9 protein-coding genes and 1 tRNA gene are annotated in these 16955 nt (G+C 62.3%); 3 read left to right on the forward strand and 7 right to left on the reverse strand.

Translation table 11 applies throughout. The features are described 5' to 3' along the window. Positions 1-30 precede the first annotated feature (30 nt). The 4 genes from KBX14_RS09705 to KBX14_RS09720 all read right to left on the reverse strand — a co-directional run bounded on the left by KBX14_RS09705 (position 31) and on the right by KBX14_RS09720 (position 8178). Positions 31-4773: a G5 domain-containing protein gene (locus KBX14_RS09705; protein ID WP_256042437.1), complete on the reverse strand. Its 4743-nt coding sequence runs from the start codon at positions 4771-4773 to the stop codon at positions 31-33. Next, positions 4716-6254 (reverse strand): adhesin domain containing protein, encoded by a 1539-nt coding sequence (locus tag KBX14_RS09710; RefSeq protein ID WP_256042438.1) that lies wholly within the window; start codon positions 6252-6254, stop codon positions 4716-4718. The genes KBX14_RS09705 and KBX14_RS09710 overlap by 58 nt, the downstream gene beginning before the upstream one ends. 608 nt (positions 6255-6862) lie before the next feature. Beyond that, positions 6863-6935 (reverse strand) — tRNA-Thr (locus KBX14_RS09715). 49 nt (positions 6936-6984) lie between these two features. Then, positions 6985-8178, reverse strand: a complete 1194-nt coding sequence (locus KBX14_RS09720; protein ID WP_255365833.1) for a DNA polymerase III subunit delta' — start codon at positions 8176-8178, stop codon at positions 6985-6987. A 47-nt stretch (positions 8179-8225) separates the two neighbouring features. Between KBX14_RS09720 and KBX14_RS09725 the strand changes: the two genes are divergently transcribed. After that, positions 8226-9752 carry an adenylate/guanylate cyclase domain-containing protein gene (locus KBX14_RS09725; RefSeq protein ID WP_070975175.1) on the forward strand — a complete coding sequence of 509 codons (1527 nt, stop codon included), beginning with the start codon at positions 8226-8228 and terminating at the stop codon, positions 9750-9752. A gap of 6 nt (positions 9753-9758) precedes the next feature. Here the strand turns inward: KBX14_RS09725 and topA are convergent, their stop codons facing one another. Next, positions 9759-12608 (reverse strand): type I DNA topoisomerase, encoded by a 2850-nt coding sequence (gene topA, locus KBX14_RS09730; protein ID WP_256042439.1) that lies wholly within the window; start codon positions 12606-12608, stop codon positions 9759-9761. 157 nt (positions 12609-12765) lie between these two features. Between topA and KBX14_RS09735 the strand changes: the two genes are divergently transcribed. After that, entirely contained in the window at positions 12766-13392 is a 627-nt protein-coding gene (locus tag KBX14_RS09735) for a DedA family protein (protein ID WP_070477320.1), read from the forward strand. 225 nt (positions 13393-13617) lie between these two features. On the opposite strand, the gene KBX14_RS09740 is transcribed toward KBX14_RS09735, so the two are convergent. Beyond that, positions 13618-13827, reverse strand: coding sequence for a molybdopterin-binding protein (locus KBX14_RS09740; protein ID WP_256042440.1), 210 nt, complete (start codon positions 13825-13827; stop codon positions 13618-13620). 185 nt (positions 13828-14012) lie between these two features. Next, positions 14013-14216 (reverse strand): cold-shock protein, encoded by a 204-nt coding sequence (locus KBX14_RS09745; protein ID WP_070363240.1) that lies wholly within the window; start codon positions 14214-14216, stop codon positions 14013-14015. A 158-nt stretch (positions 14217-14374) separates the two neighbouring features. Between KBX14_RS09745 and KBX14_RS09750 the strand changes: the two genes are divergently transcribed. Continuing rightward, positions 14375-16711, forward strand: coding sequence for a DEAD/DEAH box helicase (locus tag KBX14_RS09750; protein WP_256042441.1), 2337 nt, complete (start codon positions 14375-14377; stop codon positions 16709-16711). Positions 16712-16955: the final 244 nt, after the last annotated feature.

The raw sequence follows: 16955 nt of genomic DNA on the forward strand, positions 1-16955 counted from the left end.
GGTGGCGCCTTTCATTCGGCTCTGCGCGGTTTACTTCTGCTCAGAAGAACCAGGCTTGGCGTTGTCGGCAGGCGTGTCGCCCTTCGACGAGCCGAGGATGGTCAGGCCGTTATTGAAGCCGTCCTCCTCACAGGCCTGGGCGATCAGAACACCCAGCATGCTGACCGCGGCAATCGCGCCAAGCGCGATACCCAGCGGGCGCAGCTGCTCGCCGTAGCCAGCGAACTGACGGTTCACGGCGTCTGCCTTCGCACGCAACTCACGGACCCACTCCGGGTCTTCGTGGCGACGACCCTGCTGACCGTGGCCCCAGTCATGCTTTGGCATGGACTCCTGGAAGCGGGCGTTCAGCTCAGCACCAGCCTGCTGCAGCTGCGGGCCGAACGCTTCGTTCACGCCGTAGCCGATACCAGCAAGCAGACCGATTGGCAGCAGCCACAGCAGCGGACTGTTGACCGCGAACGCGTTCGCAGCGCAGCGCTTCGCCTTCTCGGACGAGGCGTTGGCGCCTGGCTCTGCAGGAGTCGAAGGCTCGTTCGGATTCGAAGGCTCGCTCGGGTCAGTCGGGTTCTTCTTCGTGCCGACCTTGATGATCAGCTTCTGCGGAGCAACCTCGACGACACTGCCGTCTTCCTTATGGATGCGCTGACCAGGCTTACCCGGCTGCACAACCTCGTGCTTGCCCGATTCGAGGTTCGGGTCCTCAACGACCTCGTAGTCGTAGGCGACCTCCTCAGTCCAGCTGGTGCCCGCCGGTGGCTTGGTGCCAACGCGAACAACGCGCTCAACTGGCTTCTCCACCATCTCGGCGACGGGGCTGCCGTCGACAACCTTGATGGTGTAGCGGCCGTCCTTACCCGCAACGTCTTCGACTTCCTCGCCTGGCTTCAGGCTCGGGTCGTAGACAATCCGGGTGGTGTAGCGGACCTTGATGTCCAGCTCGCCACCAGGCGTCGGCTGCTCAGGCTGATCCGGGTTCTCCGGGTCAGTCGGGTCGGCCGGCTTCTTGGTGCCGATGAGGATGACGTGATCTTGCTTCTCTACGAGCGTTTCTTCGGTGCCGTCAGACTTGTGGTGAACCAGGCCAGGCTTGCCTTCCTGCTCAACCTTGTGCTTTCCGGCCTCAATGGTCGGGTCGAACTTGACCTTCACCTCGAACGGGATCCGCTCCTTCCACTCCTGACCAGCCGGCGGCTTGGTGCCAACACGGACGATGCGCTGGACCGGCTCCTTGGTCGTCTTCACGGAAGGCTGACCCTTTTCGACGGTCACCTCAACCTTGCCGTCTTCACCCTTCTGATCCTCGACTTCCTCGCCTGGTTCAAGCGTCTCGTCGTAGATGATCTTCGTGGTGAACGGAAGCTTGACTTCCTTTGCTTCAATCGACGGTTCCGGATCAGTCGGCGTCTTCTTCGTACCAACGCGGATGATCTGCTTGACCGGCTCCTTGGTGCGCTCAGTGGTGACCTTTGGATCCCCGGAAGGCTTACCATCGACGATCTTCTGGGTGGAGGTCTCAACATCTTCACCAAGCTCGCCCTGCTGGTCAACCTTTTGCGTGCCGTACTCAAGGGTGTCGTCGAGGATGACCTCGGTCTCGAACGGAACCGGCTTCTTCACCCGGTTGATCAGATCTCCGTCCTTGAGACCCGGACCGTACTCGATGATCTCCTTGACCGGATCCTTGGTCTGCTTCTCTTCAGGCTTCACGGAAGCCTGGTCGCCCTTTGCGGTGAAGTCAGCCGTGTAGGTTGTCTCACCCGGCTTGCCCTTCTGGACGACCTTGATCTCGCCCGGCTTCAGCGCCAAGTTCGGACGGGTCTCAACGTCGAACGGAAGCGGCGCCTTCCAGGTGACCTTCTTGGTGACCTCAGGCGCTTCGGCTGGCTTGGTGCCGACCTTGATCACCTGGTCAACCGGCTTTTCGGTGATCTCCTCGGAAACCTTCGGGTCACCTGGCTTGGAGTTGGTGATGTCGCGTTCGATCGTCACCTTCTTCTTACCCGGCTTACCTTCAGTGACCGTCTCAGAGGTGCCAGCAGGCAGGTTCGGATCGAACTCGATCTTCACACCGAATGGAACTGGAGACTCCACGGTCTCGGTAGTAGAACCGGTGGTCTTAGTGCCAACGCGGATCTTGGCGTTCTTCGGCGCCTTGGTCTGCTCAGTGGTCACGGTCGGCTCGCCGTCCGGCTTACCGTCCTTGATCTTCTGAGTCGAGGTAACCACCTCGGTGCCCAGTTCGCCCTGCTCATCGACGACCTGCTCACCCTCCTTAAGGGTGTTGTCGAAGACAATCTCGGTCTCGAACGGAACCGGTTTCTCGGTCTTGGTCACCACAGAGGTGTCCTCGGCCGCAGGACCGTACTCGATGATCTGGCTAACCGGATCCTTGGTCTGCTTCTCCTCAGGGGTCACAGTTGCCTGTTCACCCTTGGCAGAGAAGTCAGCGGTGTAGGTCTTTTCGCCTGGCGCGCCCTTCTGGACGACCTTGATCTCACCCGGCTTCAACTCCGGGTTCGGACGGGTCTCAACGTCGAACGGAACCTGAGCAGTCCAGGTGACCTTTTCGGAGGTCTCGGACGGCTTGGTGCCAACGGTGATGACCTCGTCAACAGGCTTCTTGGTGATCTCCTCGGTGATCTGCGGTTCGCCCGGCTTGGAGTTGGTGATGTCACGCTTGATCGTCACCGTCTTCTCGCCCGGCTCACCCTTGGTGGTCACCTTGGACTCACCGGCAGGCATGTTCGGGTCGTACTTGACGACGACCTTGTACGGCGCCTCAGCCTTGTAAGTCTCGGTGTTCTCACCAGTGGTCTTGGTGCCGATGCGGATCTTGGCCTTCTTCGGGGCCTTGGTCTGCTCGATGTTGATGCTCGGCTCGCCGTCCGGCTTGCCGTCCTTGATCTTCTGGGTGGAGGTAATCGTCTGCTCACCCGGGACGCCCTCTTCGTCGACAACTTGCTTGCCGGACTCGAGGGTGTCGTCGTAGACGTACTCGATCTCGAACGGGACCTCTTGGGTCTTCTTGCTCGTCAGTTCCTGATCAGGGATGCCCGGGCCGACCTCGATGATGCGAGTGACCGGTTCCTTGGTGGTCTCTTCCTCAGCAACCTGAGCCTCAGAGCCCTTGGAGGTGAACTTAGCGGTGTAAGTCTTCTCGCCGTTCTCACCTTCCTGGACGGTCTTCATCTCGCCAGGCTTGAGAGCCGGGTTCTCGCGAACCTCGGTCGGGTACGGAATCGGGAACGTCCACTTGACGTCCTTGGAGCTCTCTGCAGGCTTCGTGCCGATGACGACGACCTCGTTCTTCGGCTCTTGGGTGCGTTCCCATTCGCCGTCCTTGGTCATCTTTTCCTTGCCCGGCTCACCCGTGGTCTCAACCTTGTAGGTGCCGGCACGGATGGAGTCGTCGTACTTGTACTCGACCTTGAACGGAACCTCGCGCTTCGGAACGTCGATGACGTTGACCGTCGCAGTGGTGTTGTCCTTCGAGCCGTCCTCGTAGGTCACGATGATCGGAACATCGATCTTGTCACCCGGCTTCGCGGTCTCCGGAGCTGTGGAGACGACGTTGCCCTTGTCATCCAGGCCGACGATCCAGTCGCCGTTTGCCGTCTTCACCTTGTACGTCGGGTTACCGAACTCGTTGTTCTCACCGGTGGCTTCAAGGCCCTTGCCTGCCGGGTTGATGGTGAATGGCTTGTCCGCAGCAAGATTGACGTCTGCAGGCTTCTCGACGCCAATCGGCGAGGTAGCCGTACCACCCGGGTAGACCGTCTGCGACGGAACAACCGGCTCAGACTCCCAGCTGTTGGTCAGCTTCACGACGGTGGTTACCGGGGTCTGGGTGGTCAAACCACCTGGGGCATTTACCGTCACCGTGACGGTGTTCTTGTCACCTGGCTTGGCATCCGCCGGCGGGGTGGAGGAAACTTCACCGGTCGTCGGGTTAATGGTGTACTTCCAGCCATTGACTTCCTGGGTCAGGACCGGCTTACCATTCTTGGTTCCGAAGGAGAATGTGGAGCCGTCCGGCGTGTCCGCAACCTGGTGCTTCACTTCCTGGCCCGGAGCAGTGACCTGAACGTTGTAGTTCGCCTCAAGGTCTCCCTTGATGACGACGACAGTGCCGACAACCGTCTGCGGTTTCTGCTTGCCTTCATCGCTGTAATGAGCCTTAACCGGAACGTTCAGGATGTCGCCTTCCTGCGCACCCTTCGGAATCGTGGTCGTGATCTCGCCAGTCTTCTCGTCAACGTAGACGGTCCAGGTCTTGCCATCCTTGCTGGTCAGGGTGGTCTGGTTGGTGCCGTCCTCGAAGGTGTAGCGCGTCGGGGCCTCGTCGTTCGTGTTACCGCTCAGGCCGCGCTCTGGGATCTCAGGAGTAAGGCTGACGCTCGCATTTGGCTGACCTGTCACCGTGTCGTAGGTCGGGATCTTGATGTCCACGATCGCCTGGAACTGAGTCTCGATCTCATCCGTGGTCTGGTCTGGGTAGGTCGCTTTGACCTTCGGGGTGATGACGGTCCCCGGTGCAACAGAGTCATCCGCCTTTGCGGTGACCTTGCCTGTCTCATCGACGGTAACAGTCCAGCCCTCAGGAACAGTGGATTGGTCGATCTCAAACTTGGCCGGGTGGACTGGCTTGTGGCCCTTCATGATGGACTTGGTGCCCACCTGAGCGGTAAGATCCTCACCGATTTTGCCCTTGGTCAGGCCTGGGCGTACCAGGTCGGTGACCTGGGTGTTGTTCGGGTCAACGACCACCATGAGTTGGAGTACGTCTGTGGAGCCGTTCGAGTACTCGACAGTGATTTTTGGCTGCGCAAGCTACCCGGCTTCGGGTTCTCCGGAGCGGTGACGGTGACGTTGTAGTCGTCGTCCATCTCGACGGTCCAGCCGTCGAAAATGTACTTCTCGTCAAGCTCGACCTTGGCCTCGTACCCCTTTTCACCCTTCTTCTTCGCCAGGTCCTTAATCAGGTCAGGGGTCTGGGTGAAGGTGACCTTCTGCGGCTCGGTAGCCAGCGGACCGGTCGCGCTATCAACGCCGGAGATGATCGAAGCATCCGTTTTGTCGTACTTCGGAGAGTGGTACTCCGTGTCATCCAAGGAGAAGGCCTTGGAGTCGATGACGTTCGCCTTGTTGTAACGGGTCAGCGAATTGGAGCTGTCGAAGACTTGAGTGGTGCCAAACTCATTGTTGTTCTCACCAGCGGCCTGGAGCTGGTCCACGCTACGCGGCTTTGCCAGAACGGAGAAATTCACGTTCTTGTCAGTTGCCAGGTCGGTTCCACGGTACTCAGGCCAGGTGAAGTAGATCTCTCCGGTCGCTTCGTCGATACGCAGGAGCTGCTTACCACCGGACGACGCTGGGTCCGTGGTGCCGATGAACTTGCCGTTGCCGTCGTAGGCCTCCACGACCATGCGGCCCATGGAGTCATCCGTGCCACCGTTGGCCACATCCGGAATGTTAATCTTACCGACCTTGGTTTCATCACCAGGGACGATGACGTGCTGTCCGAAATCCTCCCACGACACCGTGATCGGGTTACATTCGATGTTCTCGCTCGGCCAGGGGTTTACGACAGCCGTGAAAGTTGCACTTGAACCCTGGGTGGCCTTGGGGCCATTAGGATTGTCCTTCGTGTAGTTACTCTGCCACGCATAACGTACCGGGTTCGCGGCAGTGGCCTCAGCGAACTGCTTGACTTTCGCGTCGGTCAATTTCGCAGTGAGGTTCAGGTTTCGTTGTTGCCTAGAAGCGGTAATAGCGAGGTTTTCGTCAGCCTTGTCAGTGACATTGTTACCAAGAAAGGTCTGACCGGCTCCCATAGAGGGAACCTGTCCAGTATCGAGAACTGCCCCCAACAGCCCTGAATTGGTAAAGCTCCAATCAGCGAACGTGCGGTCCTTCGAGTTATCGAAGGAGACACTCAAGCCCCACCGGGTTTTCGAGGGGCTGCTCCCGCTTGGTTCCAGGGTGTTCCAGCTGAAACCAGCCTGACTGCCATCCGGCTCGACACTTTCGATAACACACGAGCCGGCCGGCAGGTCGGAGGCCTTCTGGGCGTCCTTCTCCACCGCGCCGGACTTCTCGCGGATACCGCCGGACATGGTGGCGGCCACAGCGTGCGGCGCCAGCGGGCCAGGGGCGACGACGCTCAAGCCTCCGAGTGCGAGCGCGATCGCGGATGTCGCCGCGATGCCAGTAGACGTTGACTTACGTAAACGCCGAGATGATTCGGCCATTAATTTACTCCTCATAATTGCTTCAGAAGAAACTGATAAAAACAACCAGCTTCCTGAATCTGGTGTAAAAGTGCCACTGACATGGTATTTCCAGCAGTAGATAGCTATCTATTCTAGTGAATAGGTATAACGGATGTCGATATAGAATTCACAGCACCCCCACCGCGAACGTCCATGAAACCAGAAAAACACCCCGCGTATTCGCATTTTCCGTACGGGCGGGGGTGCGTTTGTTTTTCTCGCCAGACTGGCATCTGCAGTGGTGGAAACAGGGAGTGAGCAAAGAGGGCGGCGATACATGGGCGAGACCTACCACACACCAGAAAGCACGCTAAATGTGCCCTATACCTATGAATATAAGTCACGCTAAGGTTTCGTAGCAGGGCACGCTGTCGCTGACCGGTTCGACTGCAAAAGGTTCCCGGTTCCGCGAACTATTTTGGTCCCGGCCCAGGCTTTCTGCGCTTTCTCGTAACGTTGTACCAAGTCGTCGAAGTGGTCATCTGAAATAATTCCAACGAACGCGCTGGTACGGGAGACGATGGGCTTTGACACCCGCGCATAACAAAACCCCAGCTAAAACCGTGTTCTAGCTGGGGTTTTCCCTGAGCCACCTGCGAGAATCGAACTCGCGACCTTCTCATTACGAGTGAGACGCTCTGCCGACTGAGCTAAGGTGGCAACGCTGCACAATATTACAGCACCGCCAAGAATCCACGAAACTACCAGGTCAGCGGGCTTCGCAGGCGAGGCGGATGTGGCCGAGCATCCCGTTGAACGCCACGACGGGGCTCACTTGCTGTTGGAGGCGCAGTCGGCACTGGGCGATGGCGTCGAGGCACGCCACGAGTCCTTCGGGGCGGACCTTCTCGGCGAGTTCGGCGGCGAGTGGCTGGAAATCGGGGTGGGTCAGCGAGACCTTAGCGTCGGATTGGACGGCGAGGGCATCACGGTAGATGCCGGCGAGGTCCACGAGGATGAGGTCGAAGACATCGCGCTTGCGGCGGGTGCCGCGCGCTTTCTGGCTCGCCTCGAGCGCTTTGACGGAGGCGGACGCCCCGCGCAGCGCCTTCGCCGCTCCCCTGCCCTTCGCGCCGACACCGAGGGCCTGCTCGAGTTTGGCGCGCTCCTCGGCGTCCTCCTCGGCGTAGTCCTCGACGGCAGTTTTCTCCGTGGCCTTTACCAGGGAGGCCACGGCCTGAAAGGCCTGGGCGCCGTGGAAGACCAGCTCGGCAAGGTTGATCGCCTGGGCGCGGCGGATCTGCACGGACTTGTCGTTGACCATTCGTCGCGCCCGGCCCACGTGTCGCAGGGTGGTGGCGGCGGCGAGGCGGGCGTCAGACTCCGTGGCGCCTTCCTCCTGCATGAGGATGCGCACCACCTCGTCCTCGGAGGGCGCGGGGATATAGAGGTGCCGGCAGCGGGAGCGCAGCGTCTGGGAGAAGTCCTCCGGGTCCGTCGACGGCGCGCACAGGATAATCACGGTGTGGGCTGGGGGCTCCTCCACCGTTTTCAGCAGCGCGTCGGAGGCGTCCTGGCCGAGGCGGTCGGCGTTCTCGATGATGAGGACGCGCCAGGGGGCGACCGTCGGCATGCGGGCGGCCTGCGCGATGTACTCGCGGGTCTCCTTCACCTTAATCGTGAGTTCCTTGGGCACCACGTGCATGACGTCGGTGTGCTGGGAGGACAGCGCGTCGCGGCAGCCTTTGCAGCGCCCGCAGCCGATCTCGTCAGGGTCCGTGCACACCAGCGCAGCCGCGAACGCGAGCGCCGCGTTGGAACGCCCCGAACCGGGAGGCCCCGTGAACAGCCAGGAGTGCGTCATCGCGCGGGCATCGCCGATCCCCCGGGCGGCCGCGGCAGCGTTCATGATGACCTGCTGGACGGAGGGGGCGTCGGCAAGTAATTGACTCACGGTAGGCACAAGCCCCAAGCGTACAGCAGGGCGAAAACCCGCTAAAGTGTTACAGCATGGAACGATTCTGGCGCAGTTTCAAATGGCTGTGGGGCACCTCGTGGCCCCTCTACGCCGCAACTGTGCTCGGAACCAACGTGCTCGGCGCCGTGCTGATCATGCTGTTCGTGCGCTTCCTCATCCCCATGCGGGAGGTGCAGCAACTCAACATTCACGACGAAAGCCTCGGCTTCCTCGGCGCGGCCTACTTCTGCTTTGCCATCTTCGTGGGCATCGTGGTCACCTTCTTCCTGTTCCGGCCGGTGCTGGAGTGGCAGCTCAGTCCCGATGACCACGACCCAAACATGGTGCGCAACCTGGTCATGCGCATCCCGGTGCTGCAGACCGTGATCGTGGTCGGGGTGTGGGCCATCGGCATCATGATCATCACTGTGGCCGCCTGGCGCATCGACCACCAGCTGGCAATCGTGACCTTAGGGTCTACGTCGCTGGCGTGCTTCGTCACTGCCGTGATGACATATCTGCAGGCAGAGCGCCTGGTGCGGCCGGTGGCGGCGTCGGCACTCGCGCGGCGCTTCGAGGACTCCACCCTGGAGCCGCCGATCAAGCACCGCCTATACCTGACGTGGTTCACCACCTCCGCCGTGCCAATGTTCGGAGTGCTCGCCCTGTTCTTCGCGCAGCGCCACGGCTTCTTCTACAACCGCCCCGGCGAGCTCATGCCTGCCGTGCTCGCGCTGACGCTCACCGCACTGGCCACCGGCTTCATCGGCACTGCGTTCGCCATCATGAGCGTGGTGGACCCCATCAAGGAGCTGCAGGAAGCCATCAATAAGGTGCGCCGCGGGGAGCGTAACACCCAGGTCGACATTTACGACGGCTCCGAAATCGGCGTACTACAAGCCGGGTTCAACGAGATGATGCGCGGCCTCAACGAGCGCCAGCGCGTCCGAGACATCTTCGGCCGCTACGTCGGCACCGAGGTCGCCCAGAAGGCGCTCGAGGAGAAGCCGGAGCTCGGCGGGGAGGACCGCCGAGTGGCCGTCGTATTCATCGACGTGATCGGCTCCACCACCTTCGCCGTCAACCACACCCCGGAGCAGGTCGTGGCCGCGCTGAACAACTTCTTCGAGATCGTCGTTGAGGTGGTGCACCGCAATAAGGGCGTGATCAACAAGTTCCAGGGCGACGCCGCCCTGGCCGTGTTCGGCGCGCCCGTCTCCATCCACGACGCCGCCTCCCACGCTCTCCAGGCCGCCCGCGAACTCCGCCGCGAGCTGGCGGGCCTGGAACTGCAGGCAGGCATCGGGGTGGCCTCCGGGCACGTGGTCGCCGGCCACATCGGCGGCTCTGACCGCTTCGAATACACTGTGATCGGCGACGCCGTCAACGCCGCCGCCCGCCTCACCGAGCTGGCCAAGGACACCCCGGGCTGCGTGCTCACCAACGCCGCAACACTGCGCGCCGCCAACGAGGTCGAGCAGCAGCGCTGGACGCTGATGAAGTCCGTGGAGCTGCGCGGGCGCAACCGCATGACACAGCTGGCCCGCCCGGTGCGTTCCACCCTGGCGGACCGCTACTAGCCGCTACTAGCTCTTGGTGGCCTTCTTCGTCGCCTTCTTGCGCGTCGTCTTCTTCGTCGCCTTCTTCCGCGTGGCCTTACGCGCGGCCTTCTTGGCTGGCTTCGGGTTCTCCGCCTCGCGGGCCCGGCGCGCAGACAGCAGCTCGTTTGCGCGCTCGTCCGTCATGGTCTCCGGGGTATCGCCACGCTGGAGGGACGCGTTGGTGGTGCCGTCGGTGACGTACGGTCCGAAGCGGCCGTCCTTAATGGACATCGGCTTGCCGGAGACGTCGTTGTCCCCGAGCAGCTTCAGCGGCGCCTTCGCTGCCCCGCGTCCGCGGCGCTTCGGCTCCGCGTAGATACGGCGTGCCTCCTCCAGCGTGATGCTGAAGATCTGCTCCTCGCTGGCCAGGGAGCGCGAGTCGGAGCCCTTCTTCAGGTACGGGCCGTAACGGCCGTTCTGTGCGGTGATCACTTCCCCATCGTCGACGCCCACCTCGCGCGGCAGGCTCAGCAGCTGCAGCGCCTGCTCAAGCGTGACAGAGGCCGGGTCCATCGACTGGAACAGGGACGCCGTCGCGGGCTTGAGCTGCTCGTCGACAAGTTCGGTCATGCGCTTTTCTTTTTGCTTCGCGGCAGTCTTGGTGTCCCAGTTCTTCTTCCGCTTGCCCTCTTCGGCGCGCTGCTTGTCCTCGGCGGCGCGCTCCTCGGCGATGACTTCCTCGGCGTGGGCTTGCGCCTTCTCCAGCTCGTCGTCGCCGAGTTTCTCGGTGACGTAGGGGCCGAAGCGGCCCTCCTTGGCCACCACCGTGCGCCCGTTGGCCGGGTTCACGCCCAGCTCACGGCCGGACTGCGGGGTAGCGAACAGTTTCTCCGCCAGCTCCAGGGTGACTTCATCAGGCGTGGTCGCCTCCGGGATGTTGGCGCGCTGGTACTCCGGCTCGCCCTCGGCGGTGACACCCACCTGGCGTTCCATGTACGGCCCGTAGCGGCCCACGCGCACGTTGACGGCGCGGCCCTCCGCGTCGTCGAAGAGTTTCAGGGAGTTGACCTGGCGGGCGTCGATACGCTCGAGGTTGTCCTCGATGATGTGCTTGAGGCCACCGCGGCGCGCAATCGCCTCGGCGGTGTTGTCGCTGGCGTCGGCGTCGCCGAAGTAGAAGCTAGTCAGCCAGCGGGTGCGGTCCTCGTTGCCGTGCGCGATCTCATCGAGCTCGTCCTCCATCGAGGACGTGAAGTCGTAGTCCACCAGGGCGTCGAAGTTATTCTCCAACAGCCCCACCACGGAAAACGCCACCCAGCTAGGCACCAGCGCGTTGCCGCGGGAGAACACGTAGCCGCGGTCCTGGATCGTCTTAATAATCGACGCATACGTCGACGGACGCCCAATCCCAAGGTCCTCCATCTTCTTCACCAGGCTCGCCTCCGTGTAGCGCGCCGGCGGGTTCGTGGAGTGTCCATCCGCCGAAATCGCGGTGGTGGGCAGCTCGTCGCCCGCGGTGAGCTGCGGCAAGTGCGTCTCACTATCACGCGTATCCGAGTAGGCGCGCAGCCAACCCGGGAACGTGATCGTGCGGCCGGTCGCAGCGAACTCGGTATCGAAGTCGCCCGCAACGGTCACCTTCGTGGAGTTCCCGCGGGCGTTCTCCATCTGGGACGCCACCGTGCGCTGCCAAATCAGCTCGTAAAGCTTGAACTCCTCCGCATCAAGCACCTTCGACAACTGCCCCGGCGTAGGAAAACGCTCACCAGCAGGGCGGATCGCCTCGTGCGCCTCCTGCGAGTTCTTCACCTTCCGGTCGTAGATACGCGGCTTGTCCGCCACGTACTCCGCACCGTAGAGCTCCGTCGCGGCAGCCCGCGCCGCCGACAGGCCCTGCTGCGACAGCGACGTCGAATCCGTACGCATATAGGTAATGTGGCCGTTCTCGTACAGGCGCTGCGCAATACGCATCGTTCGCGCCGACGTAAACCGCAACTTCCGCCCGGCCTCCTGCTGCAGGGTGGACGTCATAAAGGGTGCGTACGGCTTGCGGCTGTACGGCTTTTCCTCCACGCTGCTCACCGTCATCGAGGTGCCCTTCAGCGCCCCAGCAAGCTCCTCCGCCACCTGCTTATCGACGACCACAACCCCCTCAGCCGACCCCTTCAGCCGACCGCGATCATCAAAGTCCTTGCCCTGCGCAATCCGCGAACCATTAATCGCAACAAGCTTCGCATCAAACGCCGTACCCCCACCGTACGTCGCAGTCACATCCCAATACTCCGCCGGGATAAACGCCATGCGCTCGCGCTCACGCTCCACAATCACACGCGTCGCCACCGACTGCACACGACCCGCCGACAGCCTCGGCATGACCTTCTTCCACAACACCGGAGAAACCTCGTAGCCATACAACCGGTCCAGAATGCGACGGGTCTCCTGGGCGTCGACAAGATCCATATCCAGCTCGCGGGTATTCTCCGCAGCCTCCCGAATCGCCGACTCCGTAATCTCGTTGAACACCATGCGCTCCACCGGCACCTTCGGCTTCAACGTCTCCAGCAAGTGCCACGCGATCGCCTCACCCTCACGGTCCGGGTCTGTCGCCAGCAGCAGCCTGTCCGCCTGCTTCAACTTCGCCTTCAGGTCAGCGACCTTCTTCTTCTTGTCAGGACTGACAACATATATAGGTGCAAACCCAGACTCCGGATTCACACCCAACTTCGCCCACGGTTCCTTCTTGTACTTCGCAGGGATGTCAGCAGCGCGGCCCGGAAGATCACGAATGTGCCCCACGGAAGCTTCCACAATGTAGTCGCTCCCCAGATACTTCTGGATCTTCTTCGCCTTCGTCGCGGACTCCACGATGACGAGGGTCTTGCCGTCTTCAGCCACGCTTCGTGACACCTCACTTCAAGAACTATGTTCGTTAACTCACATAAGTTGTATCAGACAATATGAATAGCAACCCTACAACTCCTCGTTTTCACCCCCACCAACTACACTGAACCCCCATGAGCACCATCGGGCACCCAAGGAGGTAAAACCCCAGATGATCGACTCCCTCATCGGCTTCCTCCACACCCTGATGGGCACACCCCTCTTCTACCCACTCGTCATACTCCTCATCCTCGGCGACGCACTCATCCCCCTCATCCCCTCCGAAACCGTCCTCAACCTCTCCGGCGCCTTCTCCGCATCCCAAGGCGTCCCCAACGCGTGGGGCATCATCGCCGCCGCCATCATCGGCGGCATCATCGGTGACAACATCTGCTTCCTCCTCGGCGGACGCCTCATCCACGTCGTCGACCGCCTCGACCCCAACTCCAAAGCCGGCCAAGCCATCGACTGGGTGCGCCGCAACATGAACCGCGGCGCCGGCATCACCGTCCTCGTCGCCAGGTTCCTACCCTGGGCACGCTGGGTTGCCACCATCGTGCTGGGCAGCGTGCGCTACAACTGGTTCGCCTTCTTCCTCTACGACACCATCGGCGTCATCATCTGGGCCTGCCTCTCCGTCGGCCTCGGCTACGCCGGCGGCTCCCTCCTTTCCGACTTCCCCCTCCTCGGCATGATCGTCGGCATCGCCCTCGGCGCCCTCGTCGGCTGGATCATGCAGCGCATCCAGTCCTACATCTTCGAACTTTTCGACGTCCGGCGCGGCGTCTCCGCCGTGTAGGTCTTGGCTGTGCTGGCGGCGCGTGCTTCCCAGGTGGCTAATTTCGGCGAGGGAATTTGGTGCTAGTAAACAGGAGCCAGTGCCAAAGGACGCACCCCACTTTTCACGACCTGGGCTTTTCTCGAATCCCCCGGAAGGAATTGTGTCTATTGGCACTGGCACGTGAATGGAACTCAAAAGCAAAAACCCCGGCCGAAGCCGAGGCTGCTTGCTCAGTAAACCGTCCTACTCGACGCCTACCATCACATCGGACGCCTTGATCACGGCATATGCCTCCTGGCCTACCTTGAGGCCAAGGTTTTCAACAGACGCCTTGGTGATATCGGAAGTAATGGTCAAACCGCCTGCAACCTCGATGTGCACAATCGCGTTGACTGCGCCCTCTTCGATAGCGGTGATGGTTCCCTTGAGCTGATTACGTGCGCTAAGTTTCATGCGCGCAAGTATAACGCCGAATTCTGGGGTGCATCATGGGCCGAGTGCCAAAGGACGCACCCCACTTTTCACGACCTGGGCTTTTCTCGAACCCCCCGGAAGGAATTGCGTCTATTGGCACTGGCACGTGAATGGAACTCAAAAGCAAAAACCCCGGCCGGAGCCGGGGTGTGCACCTATATAGATTAGAGAGCGGTGACCTGCTGGGCCTGTGGGCCCTTGGCGCCCTCGCCGATTTCGAACTCGACCTTCTGGTTCTCCTCGAGGGTGCGGAAGCCACTGCCCTGGATCTCGGAGTAGTGGACGAAGACGTCGGCGGAGCCGTCGTCGGGAGCGATGAAGCCGAAGCCCTTTTCTGCGTTAAACCACTTCACGATGCCTGTAGCCATTGGTGTGTTCCCTTTCAAAAGATGGATAAATGAAGCCGTCCACCAGGGCTGATGTCCTGGCGCCCGCGTAAACAATCCCTCGCGAGCACCGTTGAAGGCGCGCACAAAATTTGTTACTGCCAACCAGTGTGCCACAAACTGGCATACTTTGCTGTGTCATGAAGCAGGATTTTTGTTCTTTTGGGGGCGAGCTCGTTCGCGGGCTTCGCAAGCAGTTCCCCCACTCCACGATCACGCACGTGGAGGAGATTCCGGCGCACCCGGCGGAGTACGGCGAGTGGCCCGAGTGGGTGCATCCGGCGCTGCGTCACGCGCTGGAGGAGCGCGGTGTGCAGCGGCTGTTTCGCCATCAGCAGCAGTGCGCCGAGGCGGCCTGGCGGGGTGAGGACGTTGTGGTGGCGACGGGGACGTCGTCAGGTAAGTCGTTGGGGTATCAGCTGCCGGTGCTGTCTGCGCTGGCGGCGGACGAGCGGGCGTGCGCGCTGTATATCACGCCGACGAAGGCGCTGGGGTCAGATCAGTTGCAGGCGACACTTGCCTTGACGAAGGATCTGCCTGGGATTACGCCGGCGCCGTATGACGGGGATACGCCGGTTGATGCGCGGCGCGCGATTCGGGATCAGTCGCGGTTTGTGTTCACGAATCCGGACATGTTGCACGCGAGCATCCTTGGTTCGCACGAGCGGTGGGCGCGCCTGTTGCGCCACCTGCGCTTCATCGTGGTGGATGAGTCGCACACCTATCGAGGGGTGTTCGGCGCCAATGTGTCCCTCGTTTTTCGACGCCTGCTTCGCCTCGCCCGCGCGTACGGTTCGGAGCCGACGTTGGTGTTTGCGTCGGCGACGTCGGCGGCCCCGGCGGAGCACGCCGAGCTACTGTGCGGCAGGCCGGTGCGGGAGGTGGATGTGGATACGGCGCCGACAGGTGAGCGCACCGTGGTGTTGTGGGAGCCGGGTTTCATCGAGGGCGCGGAGGGTGAGCACGGTGCCCCGGTGAGGTACGCAGCGACGACGGAGGCGGCGTCGATAATGGGGTGGTTGGTGCGTGAGGGGGCGCGGACCTTGACGTTTGTACGCTCGCGGCCGGCGGCGGAGATTGTGGCGATGCGCGCGCAGGAGGACTTGAGTGCTGCGGGGCGGCCGGATTTCGCGCGGCGGATCGCGGCGTATCGGGCGGGCTACCTGGCGGAAGACCGTCGCGCGCTGGAGCGCGCCCTGGACGAGGGCGAGATCCTGGGCATGGCCACGACGAACGCGCTCGAGCTAGGTATCGACGTCGGCGGGCTCGACGCCGTGGTGATGGCGGGCTACCCGGGGACGGTGGCGTCGTTTCGGCAGCAGGCGGGCCGGGCGGGGCGCCGCGGGCAGGGATCGCTGGTGGTGCTGGTTGCCCGCGACGAGCCGATGGATGCCTTCCTGGTGCACCACCCCGAGGCGCTGCTGGGACGCCCGGTGGAGCGCAGCGTGTTCAACCCGTCGAACCCGTATATCCTGCGCGGCCACCTCTACCACGCAGCACTTGAGCGCCCGCTGACCTCGAAGGACGTCGACGATTTCGGCGCCCACGACGTGGTGGAGCAGATGTGCGAGGAGGGCCTGCTGCGCAAGCGTCCCCGCGGCTGGTTCCCGGCGCCCGACGCCGATGTGACCGTCTCTATCCGCGGCGGCGCAGGTGCCGAGGTGATGATCGTCGACGTCAGCGACGGCCGCCTGCTGGGCACCGTCGATGCCGCCCGCGCACTCACCCAGGTCCACGAAGGCGCCGTGTACGTACACCAGGGCGAGCACTTCGTGGTGCAGGAACTCAACCTAGACGACTACGTTGCGCTCGTGGAGCCCGCGCAACCCGACTACACCACCCGCGCCCGCTCCACGACGGACATCCGCATCCTGGGCGAGGCCCACGAGACCCGCCAGCTTGCGAAGGGCGTGTGGGTGGCCAGCGTGGACGTCGAGGTCACCGACCGCGTCACCGGCTACGTTGTCCGCCTGGCGGACGGCTCGGTCAGCGAACACATCCCACTGGACCTGCCCGCGCAACACCTGGAAACCCGCGCGGTCGCATACACGATCGACCCGCTGGTCCTGGACTCCCTGGGCATCAGCGCGGGCGAAGTGCCCGGCGCGCTACACGCGGCGGAGCACGCAGCAATCGGGCTGCTGCCCCTCATCGCGACGTGCGACCGCTGGGACATCGGCGGCGTATCGACGGCCCTCCACCAAGACACACTGCTGCCCACAGTATTCGTATACGACGGCCACCCCGGCGGCGCCGGCATGAGCGACGAAGGCTTCGCCCGCTTCCACACGTGGATCACCGCCACCTACGGCGCGGTGGAGTCCTGCCCGTGCGAGCACGGCTGCCCGTCCTGTATCCAGTCGCCAAAGTGCGGCAACGGGAACCAGCCACTGGACAAGCAGGCAGCGCTGAAGGTGTTGGCGCTCCTGAGTAAGGTGTCGTCCGTGGACGCGGAAAACCGGGAATTTGGTGCATAGATCGGGGAGCGAGTGACAAAGGACGCAATCCGGTCGGCCGAATCCGGCAAAAGCCCAGGTCGCAAAAAGTGGGTTGCGTCCTTTGTCACTCGGTTCTGCTGGGGTGACACCAAATCCCTTTGCGCAGGGGTCGCGACCTGGGGAAACGCCACGGCGCCATCCCGAAAAGCGGGATTTTGGTGCACACCTTGTTGCAGCACGCACCAAATCCCATCACAGCCCCTAGCGAACGGAAATGCTATCC

Source organism: Corynebacterium sp. CCUG 61414 (assembly GCF_024453945.1).
Taxonomy (GTDB): domain Bacteria; phylum Actinomycetota; class Actinomycetes; order Mycobacteriales; family Mycobacteriaceae; genus Corynebacterium; species Corynebacterium pseudogenitalium.